Origin of the sequence: Rhodococcus sp. 66b (assembly GCF_002076325.1) — a bacterium.
GTDB classification, from domain to species: domain Bacteria; phylum Actinomycetota; class Actinomycetes; order Mycobacteriales; family Mycobacteriaceae; genus Rhodococcus_F; species Rhodococcus_F erythropolis.
On record NZ_MUZB01000002.1, the window covers coordinates 487,309 to 506,212 of the forward strand.

Consider the following 18,904-nt stretch of genomic DNA (forward strand, 5'->3'; position numbering starts at 1 on the left):
CTGCGCCGGTGCCGGCGCCATTAGGCTGGGGACCATGAGTGAGCAACGCAGCAAGGCCGACAACATCAGCTGGCAGGGTTTCTCCACGAAAGCGGTGCATGCGGGTTACGAACCCGATCCGCTGACCGGCGCGGTCAACGTGCCGATCTACGCAAGTTCCACCTTCGCCCAAGACGGCGTCGGTGGAATGCGCAGTGGCTTCGAGTACGCGCGAACGGGCAACCCCACCCGTCGCCCGCTCGAGGCGAACCTTGCCGCGCTCGAATCCGGAACCTACGGCCGAGCGTTCAGTTCGGGAATGGCGGCCACCGACTGCCTGCTCCGTTCGGTACTTCGACCGGGCGATCACCTGGTCATCCCCGACGACGCGTACGGCGGAACCTTCCGTCTCATCGACAAGGTGTTCACGCAGTGGGGGATCGAGTACACCCCGGCTCCGGTGTCCGACGTCGATGCGGTGCGCGCGGCGATGAAGTCCAACACCAAGCTGGTCTGGGTCGAGACGCCCACGAACCCGCTGCTCAATATCGGTGACATCGAGCTCCTTGCCGAGGTCGCCCACGAGGGCAACGCAAAGATCGTGGTGGACAACACCTTCGCGTCGCCGTACCTGCAGCAGCCGCTGCAGCTCGGTGCCGACATCGCGCTGCACTCCACGACCAAGTACATCGGCGGACACTCCGATGTGGTCGGTGGCGCTCTCGTCTGCAACGACGAAGAACTGGATACCGCGTTTGCGTTCCTGCAGAACGGATCCGGCGGCGTTCCCGGCCCGTTCGACGCGTTCCTGACGTTGCGCGGAATCAAGACACTGGCGCTGCGCATGGAGCGTCACAGTGACAACGCGGAGAAGGTTGTCGAATTGCTCGACGGCCACCCCGCGGTTGCCAGCGTCATCTACCCGGGCCTGGCTTCGCATCCGTCACACAAGGTCGCGGCCAAGCAGATGCGACGCTTCGGCGGCATGATCTCCGTCCGCCTCAAGGGCGGCAAGGCGGCAGCTCTCGACCTGTGCTCGCGCACCGAGATCTTCACGCTGGCAGAATCTCTCGGCGGCGTCGAATCCCTCATCGAGTTCCCCGGCGCGATGACCCACGCCTCGACGGCCGGTTCCGCTCTCGAGGTTCCCGACGATCTGGTTCGCCTGTCGGTCGGCATCGAAGACGCTTCCGACCTGGTCGGCGACATCGAGCAAGCGCTGTCCTGATCGTCGCTCTACAGTAATTCGACTTCGAATCTGCAGTGCGCCTTCACACCTCACGAGGGTGTGGAGGCGCACTTTCTGGAGGCATGCGTGAATCTCGAACAGATAAAGGCTGCACAGCAACTGCTCGCCCCGGTCATGCGACGTACCCCGGTCGTGGCCTCGCGAGTGTTGTCCGAAACCACCGGCTTCGCCGTGAGCTTGAAATGTGAAAACCTGCAGCGCACCGGCTCTTTCAAACCGCGCGGTGCGTACAACCGCATTGCCAATCTTTCCGCAGAGGAACGGGCAGCGGGCGTGGTGGCGGCCAGTGCCGGTAACCATGCGCAGGGAGTTGCCTGGTCTGCAACAGAACTGGGAATCAAGTCGACCGTCTTCATGCCGACGGGTGCGCCGCTGCCGAAGTTGGTGGCCACCAAGGCATATGGAGCTCAGGTCCACCTGCACGGTTCGACTGTCGACGACGCGCTCGTGGCCGCTCGCGAATTCGCGGACCGGACCGGAGCGGTTCTGGTCCACCCGTTCGATCACGAGGACGTCGTGGCGGGGCAGGGGACTGTGGGGCTCGAAATCCTCGAGCAACTGCCTGAGGTCGGCACTATCCTCGTCCCCACCGGCGGCGGCGGGTTGATCGCCGGAGTGGCCGCAGCAGTCAAAGCTGTACGCCCGCAGGTCCGCATCGTCGGAGTGCAGGCCGAGACCGCGGCTGCCTGGCCGGCGTCGTTGGCAGCCGGGAAGCCGACCGCCTTGGCGTCGATGTCCACGATGGCAGACGGTATCGCCGTTGGCTGCCCGGGCGAGGTTCCGTTCGCCGAAGTTGCCGCCCATGTCGATGCCGTGGTGACGGTCAGCGAGGAAGCGCTGTCCAAAGCGCTCCTGCTGTGCCTCGAACGCGCCAAGCTCATCGTCGAACCGGCCGGCGTTGCGGCCGTTGCGGCCTTGATGACCTGCTCTCCGGAGGAGCTGGGACTGACAGGGCCGGTGTGCGCCGTGCTTTCCGGCGGCAACATCGATCCGCTGCTTCTCACGCACGTCATCTCGCACGGTCTGCGAGCGGCCGGACGGTTCCTCGGCGTTCACATCACCATCGACGATCGGCCGGGCGCACTGGTCTCGTTGCTCGAAGTGGTTCGAGCGAACGGCGCCAGCGTGGTCGACGTCATCCATTCCCGTACCGGTGGCGAACTCGCGCTCGACGAAGTGGAAGTCTTCCTCACCGTCGAGACGCGGGGTCCGGACAACAAGGCGGAACTTCTCACCGCCTTCGACCGTGCCGGCTACGCCGTACGACTGCAGAACTGACGCGACTTACTCGTCAGGCCAGCCGCCCAGAACCGTTACGCGGTACTCCTGGTCGACCAGCCTGGCGGGTACGTCGAGTTGATGTAGCCAGTCGATGGCCGAACCGCCCATGCCGACCGCAACCCGACTGAATGCGGCGGCCTGGGCGCAGGAAGATGCAATCACCGACACCGTGCGCCACATCGGCGTCGCCGTCGATTCGCGGTGTAGTGGTTTGACGGTGCTGGCCGTGGCGATCCCGCAGTCGGAAGGAAGCGCTACCTGGCACGTCGGGTCGCCGGGCAGGTCTTGAACCTGAATCTGCCAGCCGTCTTCCGGCGCCGGGCCGGCAACCGCGATGTCCCCGCCGAGGCCGACCAGTACTCCGCACCCGAGAAGCGTGGCGGTCGATGCCGCGCAGTGGTCCGCTGAACTGGCGCGGGCCGTCGCGGACAGATCGAGAACGACGTCGTCCGGGCTGTACACGCGGTTGTTCTCGACGCGGATCTTCCACCAGGAGTGAGGGTCTGCCGACCCGGCCGTCGGCGTGAGTTTGCCGTCGGTCAGTCGTGCGACGGCCAACGCGTCTTCGAGGAAGTGCGCGAACATCGGAGTCACGGCGACGCCGTCGACGTTGCTCGCGGCGCTGACATAGGTACGAATCTCGGAGTCGGCACGATCTCGATTGGTGGCAGCGTCGGCAGCGGTGAGGTATCCGCGAACCAGGCTGGCCGCGGAGGGAAGGACCTCAGGGTCGGTGACGACAACCCGGGCCTGCACACCCCACGTGAGCCACTCGGAGGCCGAGCGCGGAGTGCTCACGAACCGTTGGAGACGGCGTCCGGGGTTCCGAATCCGGCGACCACGACGGGCCGCTTCGCTACGGGATTCTTCGTGTGAGAAGCCGAGGTGTCCGGCGCGAGTGCCGTGGCAGTGGGAGAAGAAACGAGTGAAAGTCCGCCGCTTGCGAGCGCTCCCGCCACAGCCGTGGCTGCGAGGGCGAGGCGAACGGGTCGATACACCGTAGTGCGTCCCCGGGCGGGTCGTGGCCGATCGTCGCTCATGCACTCAGCTTGCACGCCGAACCTGAGAAAAGCCTTGGTGTCTGTAGTCATTTGCGTAACGCCCACCGAGATAAATGAGACATTGGTTACAGGAGTCGCGAGACTGAGCCGTGTCGAATGCATGTTCGAAAGGGTAGATGTTCGCACCGACAAGTTTCGGGTACGACCACGTACGTAGATTTTCAGAGGTTTATCGGAGGTTCGGATGGCAGTCGGTGTCCTGGCGATCGCTGTGTCGATCGGCACCGCACTGGGCGTGATGAGTGGAACTCTCGGAGCGCCCGCACAAGTCGAGAAGAACGAGTCTTCGAATGCTGCAGTCTCACTTGCAGCCTGGAACGGACCGGCACGAACTCAGGACACACCTGAGGGAATCGTGCCTTCCGTACCCTCCAACTTTCCGGGAGCGACATTGGCGCCCGTCGGAGCGGTGGCGGTGTTTGCGCCGTGGATCAAGAAGGCCGGTGCTCTGTGCTCGGAGATCACGCCCGCGGTGATCGCTTCGCTGTACTCGGTCGAGAACGGATTCAAGTACGGACCCGATACCGACATCTCACCGGAAGGTGGGCGCGGGCCTGGCCGCTTCACCACCGCAGCGTGGACGGCATACGGCAAGGACGGTGACGGCGACGGAAAGATGGACATCCTGGGCGTTGCCGATCCGGTGATGACAACCGGATACCGGTTGTGCGATCTCGTGAAGCAAGCGCAGTCCTGGCAGAAGTCCGGTGAGGTCGAGGGCGATACCGTCGACCTCGCGCTCGCTGCCTACGACGTCGGGCCGGACGCAGTTCGCGAAGCGGGCGGCGGCCCCGCCGACAAGGCGGGCGAGGTTCCCGCGGAGCAGGCGGTCGCCGCTCCGTTTGTCGCACAGATCAAATCGTTGCAGGACTCGTTCGCTCTGATGCTCGCACCCTTCGACTACAACAACCTCGCCGCTGCCGTTGGCGGCGTCGTCGAGGCCGGTCTGAAGTTTCTCGGATTGCCGTACGTGTGGGGCGGCGGAAACATCAACGGGCCCTCGATGGGCGGGTTCGACTGCTCGGGTCTGACGTCGTACGCGATCCACGCGGCCACCGGAGTGACTCTGCCCCGGACCTCGGAGACACAGTGGGGCGTCGGCGTCGAGGTCCCACTGGATCAGGCGCAGCCCGGTGACCTGTTGTTCGGCAACTGGCAGGCAGGCGGTCCCGGCCATGTGGCGATCTATGTCGGGAACGGACAGATGCTTCACGCACCCACATTCGGTGACGTGGTGAAGGTCGGCCCGATCTTCGCCGGCATGAAGGCTCGCCGCGTGGTGTGAGTGGGCAGGAAACGGCGAGCGTCGACAGAGCAAGAAGCGCCACCCGACCGAGTCGGGTGGCGCTTCTTTTCAGAGCTGGTACAGCCGATCAGCTGTGGTAAGGCTCCGCGCTCAGCAGCGTGACCTTCATGGTGCTGCCGTTGGGCAGGTTGTACTCACGCGTGTCGCCGACCTTGGCTTCGAGCAGCGCGCCGCCCAGCGGTGAGTTCGGCGAGTAGACCTCGAGCTTGGCGTCACGTGCGCCTTCTTCGCGGGTAGCGATCAGGAACGTCTCGGTGTCACTCTCGTCGCCGTCGTAGTAGACCTTGACTACGGATCCGGGCAGTGCGACACCGGACTGAGTGGGGGCCTCGCCGACCTTTGCGCTGTTCAGCAGCTCCTGGAGCTGGCGAATGCGGGCTTCCTGCTGACCCTGCTCTTCGCGGGCAGCGTGGTAGCCGCCGTTCTCCTTCAGGTCGCCCTCTTCGCGACGCTCGTTGATCTCGGCGGCGATGACCGGGCGATTGGCGATGAGCTGGTCGAGTTCGTTCTTGAGCCTGTCATGTGATTCCTGGGTAAGCCAGGTCACCTGGGTCTCGGTCATCTCGATCACTCCCTAGTAGTCGGAGCCGGGGGCTCCCTCGACGATCGCTGCAACAGCAGCGAACAACGACACAGAAGCACCACCAGGGATGCAACCTTGCCGTCAAACCTTGCGTCAATGCAGCAATACACGGTTCCACCCGGAACCGTGTATCGGGCAATTCTATCACGCATGACTACCCGCCCTGTCCGGCGTCAAACGTCCGGCAGGGTGGGTGCGTTCCGAGGTCAGCTCTTGGTCAGGTACTCCGGAACGTCGAAGCTGCAGCCGTAGACGTCGGCCATGCCTGGCGGCTGGGACGTCTTGACCTCGGTGTTGAACTCGAGGGTCTGATGTTCCGACGACGGGACGTAGACCTCACGTCGACCGGTTTCGGAGCCGTCCTTCGAGCGTGCGCGCACGATGCACATCGCTTCACGCGACGAGTCGTCGCGTGTGACGGTGAAACGGATCTTCACCGTGGAGTCGTTGGCGATGTCGAACGAGATGGTCTCGGTCTCGATTTCCTTGACCGCAAATTTTCCGTACGCGTAGTACGCGATTCCGCCGCCTACGACGATGACGAGAGCGGTCAGAGCCCACACCATCCACTTGCGGGGACTGCCCGTGCGAGTTGTGCTCGGGTACCGATCTTGGGGAAGCGGTTTGCTCATCACTCTGCTCTCGAAGACTCGAGTTCACGTGTCGTGCAGCAACTGACTGTGTCCCGCCGGATTACCGAAGGGGTCACGGCTGCGCCAGGAACTCTCGGGTGGAACTATAGAGGACGTGTCCCGTCGCGCCGTCGGTAGGTTTGGCGGCAGTCGGTACGTTTGACGGCAACGGCCCGGAGTAATCCGAGCGGTGCACAGCGTGTGATTCGAAGACTGCCGGTGACGGCTACAGGTGAACTGCCGGTGACGGCTACAGGTGAACTGCCGGCAACGGCTACAGGTGAAGTTGAGGTGAACGAACACGTGAGCGGATTCCGGCTCATGGCCGTCCATGCCCATCCCGACGACGAGTCGAGCAAGGGTGCGGCCACCACCGCCCGTTATGCAGCCGAAGGCCACGAAGTGATGGTCCTGACGCTCACCGGGGGTGAGCGTGGCGACATTCTCAACCCGGCCATGGACGTTCCCGGTGTCCGCGATCGAATCAGCGAAGTTCGCCAGGAGGAGATGGCCGAGGCCGCTCGCATCCTGGGCGTGAAGCAGCGCTGGCTCGGTTTCGTCGATTCCGGGCTTCCCGAGGGCGACCCTCTTCCGCCGCTGCCCGAAGGGTGCTTCGCCCTCGTTCCGCTCGAAGAGTCGACGCGCGCTCTGGTCAAGGTGATTCGCGAGTTCCGTCCCCACGTCGTCACGACGTACGACGAGAACGGCGGATACCCGCACCCGGATCACATCCGGTGCCACGAGGTGACGATGGCAGCCTACGAAGCCGCCGCCGATCCCGAGTACTTCCCCGAGGACGGTCAGCCGTGGGAAATCAAGAAGGTCTACTACTCGCACGGATTCATCCGTAAGCGCCTCGAACTCTTCCAGGAGGAGTACGAGCGTCGCGGAGAGCCGTTCCCGATGGCGGACTGGCTCAAGAAGTGGAAGACCGAACGCGGCGACATGATGGTCCGGGTGACCACTCAGGTCACGTGCGGCGACTACTTTCCCCAGCGTGACGATGCTCTGCGCGCACACGCGACGCAGATCGATCCCAACGGTTCGTTCTTCGCTGTGCCGCTCGACATTCAGCAGAAGATCTGGCCCACCGAGGAATTCGAGCTCGCCAAGACGCGGGTCACCACGTCCATTCCGGAAACCGACCTGTTCGCAGGTCTCGAAGAGGACGCTCAGAAGTGAATGCTCTGTCCGCCGAGGTAGTTCTCGGCACCACACAATTTCTTGCTCAGACCCCGAGTAACCCATCCGGACCGGAGTTCGGAAAGTCGTCTCCGGTCGGCCTGCTGGTGATTCTTGCGCTGCTCATCGGTGTGATCCTCCTGGTTCGGTCGATGAACCGCCAGCTCAAGAAGCTGCCGGAGACGTTCGAACCGGATCATCCCGAACTCGATCAGCAGGCAGACGAAGGCACCGACCGGGGAGCAATCACTGCTCCGAGCCCGGCGGAACCCAACGTCTCTACCGAGAAGAAGCCCAAGCAAGAATCCTGAGACGAACGAGGTAGCGGCGATGGACCCACGGATGCGGAACAACCTGGGTGGGTCCTCGAGCCCTTACCTGCGTCAGCACGCCGACAATCCGGTCCACTGGCAACAGTGGGGCGAAGAAGCGATGGAGTGGGCGCGCGAGCGCAACGTGCCGATTCTCCTCTCGATCGGATACTCGGCGTGCCACTGGTGCCACGTCATGGCGCACGAGTCGTTCGAGAACGACGAGATCGCGGCCGTCATGAACGCGAACTTCGTCTGTGTGAAGGTGGACCGAGAAGAACGTCCCGACATCGACGCCGTCTACATGAATGCGACGGTTGCGATGACCGGCCAGGGCGGCTGGCCCATGACCTGTTTCCTGACTCCCGACGGTTCACCGTTCTACTGCGGCACGTACTACCCGCCGACGCCTCGCGGCGGAATGCCTTCGTTCACACAGCTTCTCGAAGCGATAGTCGACACCTTCACGAATCGGCGCGACGAGGTCGACAACGCGGCGCAGTCGATCGTCACGGAACTTCAGCGCGCGTCGGGCGGGATTCCGTACGGCGGAGCACCCATCGACGCCGAGCTGCTGAACGCGGCGGGCCGGTCGATCCTCGGCGACGAGGACGTCCCGCGCGGGGGATTCGGTGGGGCACCGAAGTTTCCACCGTCGGCACTACTGGAGGGGCTGCTCCGACAGTACGAGCGAACGGGTTCGGGCGAGATCCTCGGCGGCATCGAGCGCACCGCCGAAGCAATGGCACGTGGCGGGATCTACGACCAGTTGGGTGGCGGTTTCTCGCGGTACTCGGTCGATGCCGAGTGGGTGGTTCCGCACTTCGAGAAGATGCTCTACGACAATGCGCTGCTCCTGCGGTTCTACGCGCACTGGGCGCGGCGCACCGGATCGGACCTCGCCACTCGCGTCACCGAGGAGACCGCAAGGTTCCTGCTCTCCGATCTGCTGACCGAGAACGGTTGCTTCGCTTCGGCTCTCGATGCCGACACCGACGGCGTCGAAGGCCTCACGTACGTATGGACGCCGACGCAGCTGGTCGAGATTCTCGGCGCGGAGGACGGGCAGTGGGCGTCGGAGTTGTTCCGGGTCACCGATACCGGAACCTTCGAAGAGGGTGCGTCGGTACTGCAGTTGCTCCGTGACCCCGACGACTGGTCGCGCTGGCAGACGGTCTCCGACGCTCTCCGTGCCGCCCGGGCTCAGCGTCCACAGCCTGGCCGCGACGACAAGGTGGTGACGGCCTGGAACGGGTTGACCGTCACGGCCTTGACGGAAGCCGGACTTGCCCTGGACCGACCCGACTGGATCACCGCGGCGGCCGAGTGCGCAGGCGCTCTTCTCGACCTTCACCTGGTGGACGGTCACTTGCGTCGCGCTTCCCTCGGCGGGGCTGTCGGCGCCCCGACGGGTGTGCTCGAGGATTACGCAATGTTGGCCACCGGCCTCCTGGCTCTATATCAGGCAACGGGATTGGCGCGGTGGCTCGATGCGGCGCAGCAGTTGCTCGACGTCACGCTCGACCACTTCGCTGATCCGGCCGAGCCGGGAAGCTGGTTCGACACGGCCGATTTCGCGGAGTCGCTCGTGACTCGGCCCCGAGACCCGTTGGACGGCGCGACGCCGTCCGGTGCGTCGAGCGTCGCGGAGGCTCTGTTGACCGCAGCGGCGTTGACCGATGCCGAGCGCTCTTCTCGTTACGCCCAGGCCGCGGCGGACGCGCTGGCGAGGGCCACGCTGCCGCTCGAGCGTGCGCCTCGGTCGGCGGGGCACTGGCTCGCGGTGGCGGAAGCGTCGTTGCGTGGTCCGATACAGGTGGCCGTCGTCGGGGAAGGTTCGCTGTTGGCCGATGCCCGCCAGCTTGCGCCGGGTGGTGCAGTGGTTGTCGGGGGTGCCCCGGATTCTTCACCGCTGCTTGCAGATCGACCCCTCGTCGACGGAGGTGAAGCCGCGTACATCTGTCGGGGATTCGTGTGTGATCGGCCGGTGACGACGGTGGTGGAACTGGCGAGTCAGTTGAACACGACGAGCCATACCGCGATGTAGTGGCAGATCGCTGCGACGACCGTCGCGGCGTGGAAGAACTCGTGATGCCCGAACGTCGTGGGCCACGGGTTTGGCCATTTCGTCGCGTACAGAATTGCGCCGACGCTGTAGAAGATTCCGCCGACGAGCAGCAGCACCATCGGCGCCACACCGACCTGGTGCGTCAGTTCACCGACCACGGGAACGATCGCCCAACCGAGGAGCAGGTAGAGCGGGACTCCCACCCATTTCGGGGCGGTGGGCCAGAGCATCTTGAGTGCGACGCCGGCGAGCGCGCCTGCCCACACGATCGCGAGGATGATCTTGCCGGTGTGAGTCGGGAGGCCGAGCATGGCGAACGGTGTGTAGCTGCCGGCGATGAAGAGAAAGATCATCGAATGGTCCGCACGCTTCATCCACGTACGGCCCTTGACCGTCTGCCACTGGATGCGGTGATACGTCGCACTGATGCCGAAGAGGCCGCAGATCGTGACGCTGTAGATCGCGGTTGCCCAAGCCGCTTTGGCGCCGACCTGAGCGCCGGCTACGGAGACGAGAACGACGCCCGCGACGACGGAGACACCGAGCGCCCACAGATGGATCCAACCGCGCATGCGTGGTTTGACCGGAAGCTCGTCGACCCCGAATGCCGTCATGTGCAACCCCTCTCGTTCCGTACTGTTGCGAACCGCGTAACCTACGGTACCGTAGGTTACGCATCAGTAGCATAACCTACCTGCGGGTTTTCGACGCGTACAAAAACCGTGACGGCGCTCGCATGTGGCTGTCACTGCCGGGCGTAGTCTTTGACACCATGGTGATGTCACGGTGAATCTGCGCGGACTGCTGTACAGCATCTACGAGCGACGACTCCTCAGTCATCTCGACGGTCTCGCGCACCCACGGCACGTAGCCGTGATGTGTGACGGAAATCGGCGATGGGCTCGCGAGAACGGCTTCACCGATGTCAGTCACGGGCACCGCATGGGCGCGCTCAAAATTGCCGAATTGCTCGAGTGGTGCGACGCCGCCGGAATCGAGATGGCAACCATCTACCTGCTCTCGACCGAGAACCTGCGCCGCGAGCCGGAAGAGCTCGACACCCTCCTCGAAATCATCACCGACGTCGTCGAAGAGATCTCCGGGCCCGGCAAGAACTGGAGTGTGCAGATCGTCGGTGCTCTCGATCTTCTGCCTCCCGAGCAGTCCAGGCGCTTGCGGGAAGCGGCGGCGGGGACGAGCGGCCGAACCGGGACACATGTCAACGTCGCGATCGGATACGGCGGGCGTCAGGAGATCGCCGACGCCGTCCAATCGCTCCTGCGCGACAAGATCGGTGCGGGTCTGAGCGGAGACGAACTGATCCAGGCCGTCACGGTCGACGGCATCGACGGGCATCTGTACACGTCGGGACAGCCCGATCCGGATCTGGTGATCCGCACCTCCGGCGAGCAGCGGCTCTCCGGATTCCTGTTGTGGCAGAGCGCCTATTCGGAGATCTGGTTCACCGAGGCGTACTGGCCCGAGTTCCGTCGAGTCGACTTTCTTCGAGCCTTGCGTGACTACGCGGCGCGGCACCGCCGGTTCGGCGCCTGAGCCGTCTCAGAGCTTGCGCAGGCGCAGCCGGTTGATCGTGTGATCGGCGTCCTTGCGCAGTACCAGGGTTGCGCGGGGGCGGGTGGGGAGAATGTTCTCCACCAGGTTCGGGTGATTGATCGAGTTCCAGATCTCCTTCGCCGCGATGGTCGCGTCACGGTCGGAGAGGCCGGAGTAGTGGTGAAAGTGAGCGTTCGGATCGGCGAACGACGTGTTGCGTAGCGCGAGGAACCGCTGGATGTACCAGGCTTCGATGTCCTCGATACGGGCGTCGACGTAGATCGAGAAGTCGAACAGATCGGAGACCATCAGACGCGGGCCGGTCTGCAGGACGTTGAGGCCCTCGATGATGAGGATGTCAGGCTGGCGGATCAGGTGGTACTGGCCCGGGATGATGTCGTACGACGTATGCGAATAGACCGGCGCCGCTACCTCTTCCGCCCCGGACTTGACTTCGGTGACGAAGCGCAACAGCTTGCGGCGATCGTAACTTTCGGGAAAACCCTTGCGGTGCATGATGCCCCGACGCTGGAGTTCCCTGGTCGGATAGAGGAATCCGTCCGTGGTGACGAGGTCGACGCGCGGATGGTGATCCCAGCGGGCCAGGAGAGCTTGCAGCACACGAGCAGTCGTGGATTTTCCGACCGCGACCGAACCGGCGACACCGATGACGAAGGGCACCTGACGATCGGGATGCTTCTCACCGAGGAACGTCGCGGTGGCCGCGAACAGCCGTTGGCGTGCCGCCACCTGCAGGTGGATCAGACGTGCGAGGGGGAGATAAACCTCGGCAACTTCTTCGAGATCGATCTGCTCGCCGAGACCACGCAGGCCGTACAACTCGTCCTCGGTCAACACCAGCGGCGTCGACTTACGCAGTGTCCGCCACTGCTTGCGGTCGAACTCGACGTAGGGACTCGATTCGTTGGTGCGCGCCATCAGCCCAGCTCACCGGCATGTAGTGAACCCGGGGCCCGGCGGACGAAACAGCTATGCGAGCAAGCCAGGCGCGTGTGCGCACGATCCGAGTGCATAGTCGGATTGTGCTCGGTGCCACGTCCGGGACTTTCGCCGGGTGGCATTCCGGAGCGAGCGGCTAGGCTCGGTCGTTATGGATCCAGACACACTTGTTCGCCAATATCTGCTGCTCGGACTGGGTTTCGACCGTCTCGAAGACGGGTTCGTCGACGCGTTCACCGGTGACCCCGCGCTGCGTAAGCAGATCGAGAGCGCCCCGAAGCCCGATCCGCGTGAACTTGCCCGCACGGCACGTGAATTGCGGGGCGAGCTGGCCGGAAGTGGTCTGAATGCCGAGCGCGCTCATTTCATCGACGTTCACCTCCGCGCCCTGGAATGCTCCGGGCGCAAGTTCGCGGGTGAGGACATCGGCTTCGTGGACGAGGTGGAGGCGTACTTCGACGTACGAATCGAAAAGGGAAACGAGGACGCCTACAGCGACGCGCACCGGTTGATGGGTGAAGTTCTGCCCGGTCCGGGACCGCTGGCGCAGCGAGTGCAGGCGCATCGCAAGGCCGACGAGATCCCCGCGGCGAGACTGAACGAGTGCGTCGAGGCAATGTCGAGTGCGCTGCGCGATCTGGTCCGCGGCACGTTCGGGCTTCCGGCGTCGGAAACCGTCGAATACGAAGTGGTGGGGGACAAGCCGTGGTCCGGCTTCAACTACTACCTCGGTGACTACCGCTCCAAGGTTGCGATCAATTCGGATCTGCCGCAGTTCATGGCCAACCTGCCGCGGCTGATCGCGCACGAGTCCTACCCCGGCCATCACACCGAGCATTGCCGTAAGGAAGCCGGTCTGGTCGGTTCGGGTCAGCTCGAGCAGACACTGTTCCTGGTCAACACGCCGCAGTGCATCATGGCCGAAGGCCTCGCAGATCTGGCGCTGGAAGCGATCGTCGGTCCGGAGTGGGGCTTGTGGGCGCAGGACATCTACGCCGATCTCGGCTTGTCTTTCGACGGGGAAAAGGCGCAACGGCTCTCCGCCGCGTCGGGGCAACTGCTGAGTGTTCGTCAGGATGCCGCTCTGATGTTGCACGACGAGGGGCGCAGCCTCGACGACGTGGCGCTGTTCCTCGAACGGTGGTCGCTGTCGACGCCGGAACGCGCTCGCCAATCGCTCAAGTTCCTGTCTTCGCCGCTGTGGCGGGCGTACACCAGCACGTATGTCGAGGGATACCGGCTGCTCGGTGGCTGGCTGGACGAGGTGCCGGTGGGCGCGGAGCGCACCGAACGCTTCCGCAGGCTGCTCGACGAGCCGCTGGTCCCCAGCTCTCTGCGTGCTGCCTAGTGCCGGGTGGAGACGGCGGGAGCGAACTTCGTAGACTGGACGCATTCGTTTCCGCATCCAGCTTGGAGATTCCTCGATGACCGCTGTGCCCGGCTCCGACGTCAACTCTGCATCACTCGCCGAACTCGACCCCGAAGTCGCCGAGGCGATGGCTGGTGAATTGGCTCGTCAGCGCGACACGCTCGAGATGATCGCGTCGGAGAACTTCGTTCCCCGCTCGGTTCTGCAGGCTCAGGGCAGCGTCCTGACCAACAAGTACGCCGAGGGCTACCCGGGACGTCGTTACTACGGCGGTTGCGAGCACGTCGACGTCATCGAGGATCTGGCGCGCAACCGTGCGAAGGAACTCTTCGGTGCAGAGTTCGCGAACGTTCAGCCGCACTCGGGCGCACAGGCCAACGCTGCTGTTCTGATGGCACTGATGAACCCGGGTGAGAAGCTGCTCGGCCTCGACCTTGCACACGGCGGTCACCTCACGCACGGCATGAAGCTCAACTTCTCCGGCAAGTTGTACGACGTCGCGTCCTATGGCGTCAGCAAGGAAGATCACCGCATCGACATGGACGAGGTGCGCTCGATCGCCCTCGCCGAGAAGCCGAAGGTCATCGTTGCCGGCTGGTCCGCGTACCCGCGTCAGCAGGACTTCGCGGCGTTCCGCGCGATCGCCGACGAGGTCGGGGCGTACCTGTGGGTGGACATGGCTCACTTCGCCGGACTGGTTGCGGCAGGACTGCACCCGTCGCCCGTCCCGTACGCAGACGTCGTCTCCTCGACCGTCCACAAGACCCTCGGTGGTCCGCGTTCGGGCCTGATCCTGGCGAAGAAAGAGTGGGCCAAGAAGCTCAACTCCGCTGTCTTCCCCGGTCAGCAGGGTGGACCGCTCATGCACGCCATCGCGGCCAAGGCAGTCACCTTCAAGATCGCTGCCGGTGAAGAGTTCAAGGATCGTCAGGCACGCACCCTTTCCGGTGCGCGCATCCTTGCCGAGCGTCTGGGCAACAAGGACGTCGCAGACCAGGGCATCAGCGTCCTGACCGGCGGCACTGACGTCCACCTCGTGCTCGTGGACCTGCGTAACTCGCAGCTCGACGGCCAGCAGGGTGAGGACCTTCTGCACGAAATCGGCATCACGGTCAACCGCAACGCTGTTCCGTTCGATCCCCGCCCGCCGATGACCACCTCCGGTCTGCGTATCGGTACCGCAGCGTTGGCCACTCGCGGATTCGGCGATGCCGAGTTCACCGAGGTCGCCGACATCATCGGTACCGCTCTGGCCGGCAACGCGGATCTGCCGGCGCTGCGTGCGCGCGTCGCCAAGCTCGCTCTCGACCTTCCGCTGTACGACGGTCTCGAGAACTGGGGCCTGCTCAGCAAGAACGTCTAGGAATTCCTTCACCGACGGCCCGGTCCCATTCGAGGGGCCGGGCCGCTGGTTTTTTGCCAGTCGCGGATTGTGGCATCGGTCACATGACCGATGGTGGCCGAGTTCGGTGCTTCCTAGCCTGAGAGCATCACCCCTCCGGCGAAGGAAACCCCATGACCGAACAGAATCTGCATTGGCTCTCCGCTACCGAGATGGCGGCGTCGGTCGCGTCGAACAGTCTCTCGCCCAACGAGATTGCCGAAGCGATGATCCAGCGCGTCGACGCCGTCAATCCGTCGATCAACGCGATAGTCCAGTTCGATCGCGAGCAGGTGACGCGCGATGCGGCCGAACTCTCACGGCAACAGGAAGCGGGCGAGAAACTCGGCCCGCTGCACGGCGTTCCGTTCACGATCAAAGATCTGACGGCAGTCGACGGGCTGCCGACCACGTTCGGGATGAAGCCGATGGCCGACAACATCGCGACGGGAAATGCCGTCGTCGTGGACAGGCTGCGTGGCGCCGGCGGACTGTTCCTGGGAAAGACGAACACCCCCGAAAGTGGTTACTACGGAGGCACGGACAACCACCTGTACGGGCCGACGCACAACCCGTGGAAGCTCGGCAACAGCGCGGGCGGGTCCAGTGGCGGTGCGTCGGCTGCCGTGGCTGCAGGCCTCGGGCCACTCGCCGAGGGCAGTGACGGCGCGGGATCGGTGCGTATCCCGTCGGCGCTCTGCGGGGTCGTCGGGTTGAAGCCGACCACCGGCGTCATCCCGCAGACCATCCTGGCCGGGCGCTTCTACAACTGGGCGTATCACGGTCCGATCACCCGGACTGTTGCCGACAACGCGCTGATGCTCGACATCATGGCCGGGCCGGACAATGCGGACCCGCTCTCGATCGAGCGTGCCGAGACCTCGTACGTCGAAGCCTCGAAGGGCGACGTGAAGGGCCTTCGCGTGGCGTGGTCGACGAATCTCGGTCTCGGCCATGTTGATCCGGAGGTGCTGGCGGTGTGTCTCGACGCGTTGTCGGCATTCGAGGAATTGGGTGCCCGGATCACCGAGGCGACCCCGCAGTGGGGAAATCCGTCGGAGTCGATGTGGAACGGCATCTGGGTTCCCGGTTTCGCTTCCGAATACGACTTGCTCGACTGGGAGAACCAGCGCGGCGAGGTCGACGACAACCTGATCGAGATCATGCACGAGGCCGAGCGGCTCACCGGTGTCGACGTCGGGCGGGCCGACGCATTCCGCGGCGTCATGTGGGACACGTGGACCGCGTTCATGAACGACTACGACGTGTTGGTCTCGCCGACCTTGGCTTCGGCCACGTTCCCGCTCAGTCAGTTCGCGCCGTCGTGGCTCGAGGGTGCGTCGCTGCGTGAGCAGTTGCTCGATTGGCTCTTCACCTACCCGTACAACATGCTCAACAATCCGGCGATCACCGTGCCCGCTGGATTCACCGCCGACGGTCGACCGGTGGGGCTGCAGATCGCCGCACGTCACCGCCAGGACGCAGTGGTCCTGCGGGCTGCCGCGAACTTCGAAGCGGCACGTCCGTGGGCGGACAAGAAGCCGGCCGATTCACTGGTCGTGGCCTAGCTCACACGATTGGCTAGATTGGTGTGATGACGTCTGTACTGCCTGATCGCGGCGCTGGACCTGACATGTTCGCGCCGCGATCGCCGGCGGCCGGGGCGTACGGAATTCTCGGCCTGTGCGCCGAAGAACTCCGCGCACGTGGACTCGCGTACTCGGCTGCGGCGGTCACGTACCGGGACCCGTCGAGCGGAAGGCATCGGGCTCTGGCGAGTTCCGGATACGACGCCAGGGTGCTCGAGTTCCTGCTCGAGGACTTCGTCGCCGATCGCAATCTCTTCGGCATCATTCGCGAGGCTTCGGGCGTGCCCGTGTTCTGGCAGGACGTGCCACGATTCGAGCAGGTCGAGATGGTCACCGATGTTCTGCGGCCGTCCGGGTACGCCGAGGGTGCGTCGGTCGCATTGGGGTTCTCCGGCCGTGAGGTGACCGGATTGCTGCACATGAGCTTCGCGGATTCCGGCGTCGTCGATCGCGTACGGGAGGTGGTGGCGGCGTCCAGCACAGCCTGCTCGCGCGTCGTGGGGGACCAGGTGGCGCTCGATCGTGTCCATCTGAGCCCACGGGAGATCCAAGTACTGCAATTGGTGGCCAGGGGCGCGGGCAATGTCGAGATCGCCGAGGAGTTGTTCGTCAGCCGTCGCACCGTCGCCACCCATCTCGAGAACATCTTCGTCAAGACCGGAACCAATTCGCGGGTTCAGGCAGCGGTGCGCGCCGCCAAGTGGGGTCTGATCGAGTCCTGAGTGACGCCGAATCACACGAGTGGCATTTTGTTACCTGGCGTTCACCAGATGTGCGGCTCGTTCCGTGGCGCGAGTGTCCGATCCGCAGTACCGTCGGCAGTAACGAGTAACCAGAAGTTACTTGTGCGGGAGGTTCTGATCGTGACTGAAACACTCAGTACGAGAGGGCCGGCGCCCGGCCCTTGTTTCAGCTGACACAGCGTCACCTGACACCAGAGCCGTCCGGCCCAGCGAGCTGAGTTTGCGCGGGTGCCGCGCAGACCTAGGAGCCCAACGTGACTGCATCACGCTCCGTCTCTGCCCACTCGGCCCGGGCTGATCTATCAGCCGGGAATCATTCGGGAGATGCACTTCGCACGTACGTCTTGGATACCTCGGTACTACTGTCCGATCCATGGGCTGTCACTCGATTCGCCGAACACCACGTGGTACTCCCACTGGTCGTGATCAGTGAACTCGAAGGCAAACGGCACCACCACGAACTGGGATGGTTCGCCCGAGAATCGCTCCGCATGCTCGACGATCTACGGATCGAATACAGCCGCCTCGACCGTCCGGTGCCGATCGGCACCGAGAACGGGACACTGCAGGTCGAACTCAATCACACCGACCCTGCGGTCCTGCCCGTCGGATTCCGCACGGACAGTAACGATTCGAGGATTCTGGCGTGCGCGCTGAACCTTGCGGCGGAGGGCAAGGACGTAGTCCTCGTCAGTAAGGACATTCCGCTTCGTGTGAAGGCAGGCGCGGTGGGACTACCTGCCGACGAGTACCACGCTCACGACGTCGTGCCCTCCGGATGGACGGGCATGACCGAGCTGGACGTCGCCTCGACGGACATCGACGAGCTGTTCAACGAGGGTTTCCTGGACCTCGACGAAGCGCGAGATCTGCCGTGTCACACGGGTCTTCGCCTGCTCGGTGGTTCGTCGAGCGCCCTCGGTCGGGTGACTCCCGACAAGCGCATCCAGTTGGTGCGCGGTGAGCGCGAGGCGTTCGGGTTGCACGGCCGCTCCGCCGAGCAGCGCATTGCGCTCGATCTCCTCATGGACGAGAGCATCGGCATCATCTCTCTCGGTGGTAAGGCGGGCACCGGTAAGTCGGCCTTGGCTCTGACGGCAGGTTTGGAAGCCGTTCTCGAGCGCCGCACTCAGCGCAAGGTTGTCGTCTTCCGTCCGTTGTATGCCGTTGGCGGACAAGAACTCGGCTACCTTCCCGGTAGTGAGAGCGAGAAGATGGGCCCGTGGGCTCAGGCCGTTTTCGACACTCTCGACGGGTTGGCCTCGCCAGAGGTTCTCGAAGAGGTTCTCGCCCGCGGAATGCTGGAAGTGTTGCCGCTGACGCACATTCGCGGTCGGTCGCTGCACGATTCGTTCGTGATCGTCGACGAAGCGCAGTCGCTCGAACGAAATGTTCTGCTGACAGTGCTTTCTCGTCTGGGAACCGGCTCGCGAGTGGTCCTCACGCACGACGTCGCGCAGCGTGACAACCTGCGAGTGGGCAGGCACGACGGAGTTGCGGCCGTCATCGAAAAGCTCAAGGGGCACCCGCTTTTTGCGCACATCACACTCACGCGCAGTGAGCGTTCGCCGATCGCCGAGTTGGTGACCGACATGCTCGAGGAGTTCGGCCCCACTTCCTGAGAAGTGATCTCCCCGTGCGGACTTCGGTCTGCAC

General features: G+C 64.1%; 18 protein-coding genes. 12 read left to right on the forward strand and 6 right to left on the reverse strand.

Annotated elements, in window-relative coordinates:
• Nucleotides 1-34 precede the first annotated feature (34 nt).
• Both B0E55_RS05290 and ilvA read left to right on the forward strand, forming a co-directional pair.
• The gene (locus tag B0E55_RS05290) at nt 35-1,207 is read left to right on the forward strand and encodes a cystathionine gamma-synthase (protein WP_007728802.1); all 1,173 of its coding nucleotides are present in this window, start codon (nt 35-37) and stop codon (nt 1,205-1,207) included.
• 135 nt (nt 1,208-1,342) lie between these two features.
• Nucleotides 1,343-2,506 (forward strand): threonine ammonia-lyase, encoded by a 1,164-nt coding sequence (gene ilvA, locus B0E55_RS05295; RefSeq protein WP_238077114.1) that lies wholly within the window; start codon nt 1,343-1,345, stop codon nt 2,504-2,506.
• A 6-nt stretch (nt 2,507-2,512) separates the two neighbouring features.
• Here ilvA and B0E55_RS05300 read toward each other — a convergent pair whose 3' ends face one another.
• Together B0E55_RS05300 and B0E55_RS05305 are read right to left on the reverse strand one after the other, a co-directional pair.
• Nucleotides 2,513-3,307 (reverse strand): FAD:protein FMN transferase, encoded by a 795-nt coding sequence (locus B0E55_RS05300; RefSeq protein WP_003943281.1) that lies wholly within the window; start codon nt 3,305-3,307, stop codon nt 2,513-2,515.
• On the reverse strand, nt 3,304-3,549 hold the full coding sequence (locus B0E55_RS05305; protein WP_153211881.1) for a hypothetical protein: 246 nt from the start codon (nt 3,547-3,549) through the stop codon (nt 3,304-3,306). Before B0E55_RS05305 ends, B0E55_RS05300 begins: the two co-directional genes overlap by 4 nt.
• A 205-nt stretch (nt 3,550-3,754) precedes the next feature.
• Here B0E55_RS05305 and B0E55_RS05310 point away from each other — a divergent pair, with 205 nt between their 5' ends.
• Nucleotides 3,755-4,855: a C40 family peptidase gene (locus B0E55_RS05310; RefSeq protein ID WP_080909219.1), complete on the forward strand. Its 1,101-nt coding sequence runs from the start codon at nt 3,755-3,757 to the stop codon at nt 4,853-4,855.
• A gap of 88 nt (nt 4,856-4,943) precedes the next feature.
• On the opposite strand, the gene greA is transcribed toward B0E55_RS05310, so the two are convergent.
• Both greA and B0E55_RS05320 read right to left on the reverse strand, forming a co-directional pair.
• A complete protein-coding gene (gene greA, locus B0E55_RS05315) occupies nt 4,944-5,438 on the reverse strand; it encodes a transcription elongation factor GreA (RefSeq protein WP_007726385.1) in 495 nt (164 codons plus the stop codon).
• Nucleotides 5,439-5,665: 227 nt separating this feature from the next.
• Nucleotides 5,666-6,091: a DUF4307 domain-containing protein gene (locus B0E55_RS05320; protein WP_007726384.1), complete on the reverse strand. Its 426-nt coding sequence runs from the start codon at nt 6,089-6,091 to the stop codon at nt 5,666-5,668.
• 303 nt (nt 6,092-6,394) lie between these two features.
• Here B0E55_RS05320 and mca point away from each other — a divergent pair, with 303 nt between their 5' ends.
• The 3 genes from mca to B0E55_RS05335 are packed head-to-tail and all read left to right on the forward strand — an operon-like array spanning nt 6,395 to nt 9,631.
• Nucleotides 6,395-7,273 carry a mycothiol conjugate amidase Mca gene (mca, locus tag B0E55_RS05325; RefSeq protein WP_007726383.1) on the forward strand — a complete coding sequence of 293 codons (879 nt, stop codon included), beginning with the start codon at nt 6,395-6,397 and terminating at the stop codon, nt 7,271-7,273.
• A complete protein-coding gene (locus tag B0E55_RS05330) occupies nt 7,270-7,584 on the forward strand; it encodes a hypothetical protein (RefSeq protein WP_007726381.1) in 315 nt (104 codons plus the stop codon). Before mca ends, B0E55_RS05330 begins: the two co-directional genes overlap by 4 nt.
• A gap of 19 nt (nt 7,585-7,603) precedes the next feature.
• Nucleotides 7,604-9,631: a thioredoxin domain-containing protein gene (locus B0E55_RS05335; protein ID WP_080909220.1), complete on the forward strand. Its 2,028-nt coding sequence runs from the start codon at nt 7,604-7,606 to the stop codon at nt 9,629-9,631.
• Here the strand turns inward: B0E55_RS05335 and trhA are convergent.
• On the reverse strand, nt 9,598-10,266 hold the full coding sequence (trhA, locus tag B0E55_RS05340; protein WP_042920879.1) for a PAQR family membrane homeostasis protein TrhA: 669 nt from the start codon (nt 10,264-10,266) through the stop codon (nt 9,598-9,600). The genes B0E55_RS05335 and trhA overlap by 34 nt on opposite strands.
• Nucleotides 10,267-10,438: 172 nt before the next feature.
• On the opposite strand from trhA, the gene B0E55_RS05345 reads away from it, so the two are divergent.
• Nucleotides 10,439-11,206 carry an isoprenyl transferase gene (locus tag B0E55_RS05345; protein ID WP_003945211.1) on the forward strand — a complete coding sequence of 256 codons (768 nt, stop codon included), beginning with the start codon at nt 10,439-10,441 and terminating at the stop codon, nt 11,204-11,206.
• Nucleotides 11,207-11,212: 6 nt separating this feature from the next.
• On the opposite strand, the gene coaA is transcribed toward B0E55_RS05345, so the two are convergent.
• A complete protein-coding gene (gene coaA / locus B0E55_RS05350) occupies nt 11,213-12,145 on the reverse strand; it encodes a type I pantothenate kinase (protein ID WP_003945270.1) in 933 nt (310 codons plus the stop codon).
• A 172-nt stretch (nt 12,146-12,317) separates the two neighbouring features.
• Here coaA and B0E55_RS05355 point away from each other — a divergent pair, with 172 nt between their 5' ends.
• From B0E55_RS05355 to B0E55_RS05375, 5 genes are all read left to right on the forward strand, one after another.
• Entirely contained in the window at nt 12,318-13,514 is a 1,197-nt protein-coding gene (locus B0E55_RS05355) for a hypothetical protein (RefSeq protein ID WP_020970259.1), read from the forward strand.
• 76 nt (nt 13,515-13,590) lie between these two features.
• The gene (gene glyA / locus B0E55_RS05360) at nt 13,591-14,898 is read left to right on the forward strand and encodes a serine hydroxymethyltransferase (protein ID WP_003945195.1); all 1,308 of its coding nucleotides are present in this window, start codon (nt 13,591-13,593) and stop codon (nt 14,896-14,898) included.
• A 152-nt stretch (nt 14,899-15,050) separates the two neighbouring features.
• Nucleotides 15,051-16,484, forward strand: a complete 1,434-nt coding sequence (locus B0E55_RS05365; protein ID WP_064075744.1) for an amidase — start codon at nt 15,051-15,053, stop codon at nt 16,482-16,484.
• 26 nt (nt 16,485-16,510) lie between these two features.
• Nucleotides 16,511-17,227 carry a helix-turn-helix transcriptional regulator gene (locus tag B0E55_RS05370; RefSeq protein WP_080909221.1) on the forward strand — a complete coding sequence of 239 codons (717 nt, stop codon included), beginning with the start codon at nt 16,511-16,513 and terminating at the stop codon, nt 17,225-17,227.
• 275 nt (nt 17,228-17,502) lie between these two features.
• Nucleotides 17,503-18,870 (forward strand): PhoH family protein, encoded by a 1,368-nt coding sequence (locus B0E55_RS05375; RefSeq protein WP_003945274.1) that lies wholly within the window; start codon nt 17,503-17,505, stop codon nt 18,868-18,870.
• Nucleotides 18,871-18,904: the final 34 nt, after the last annotated feature.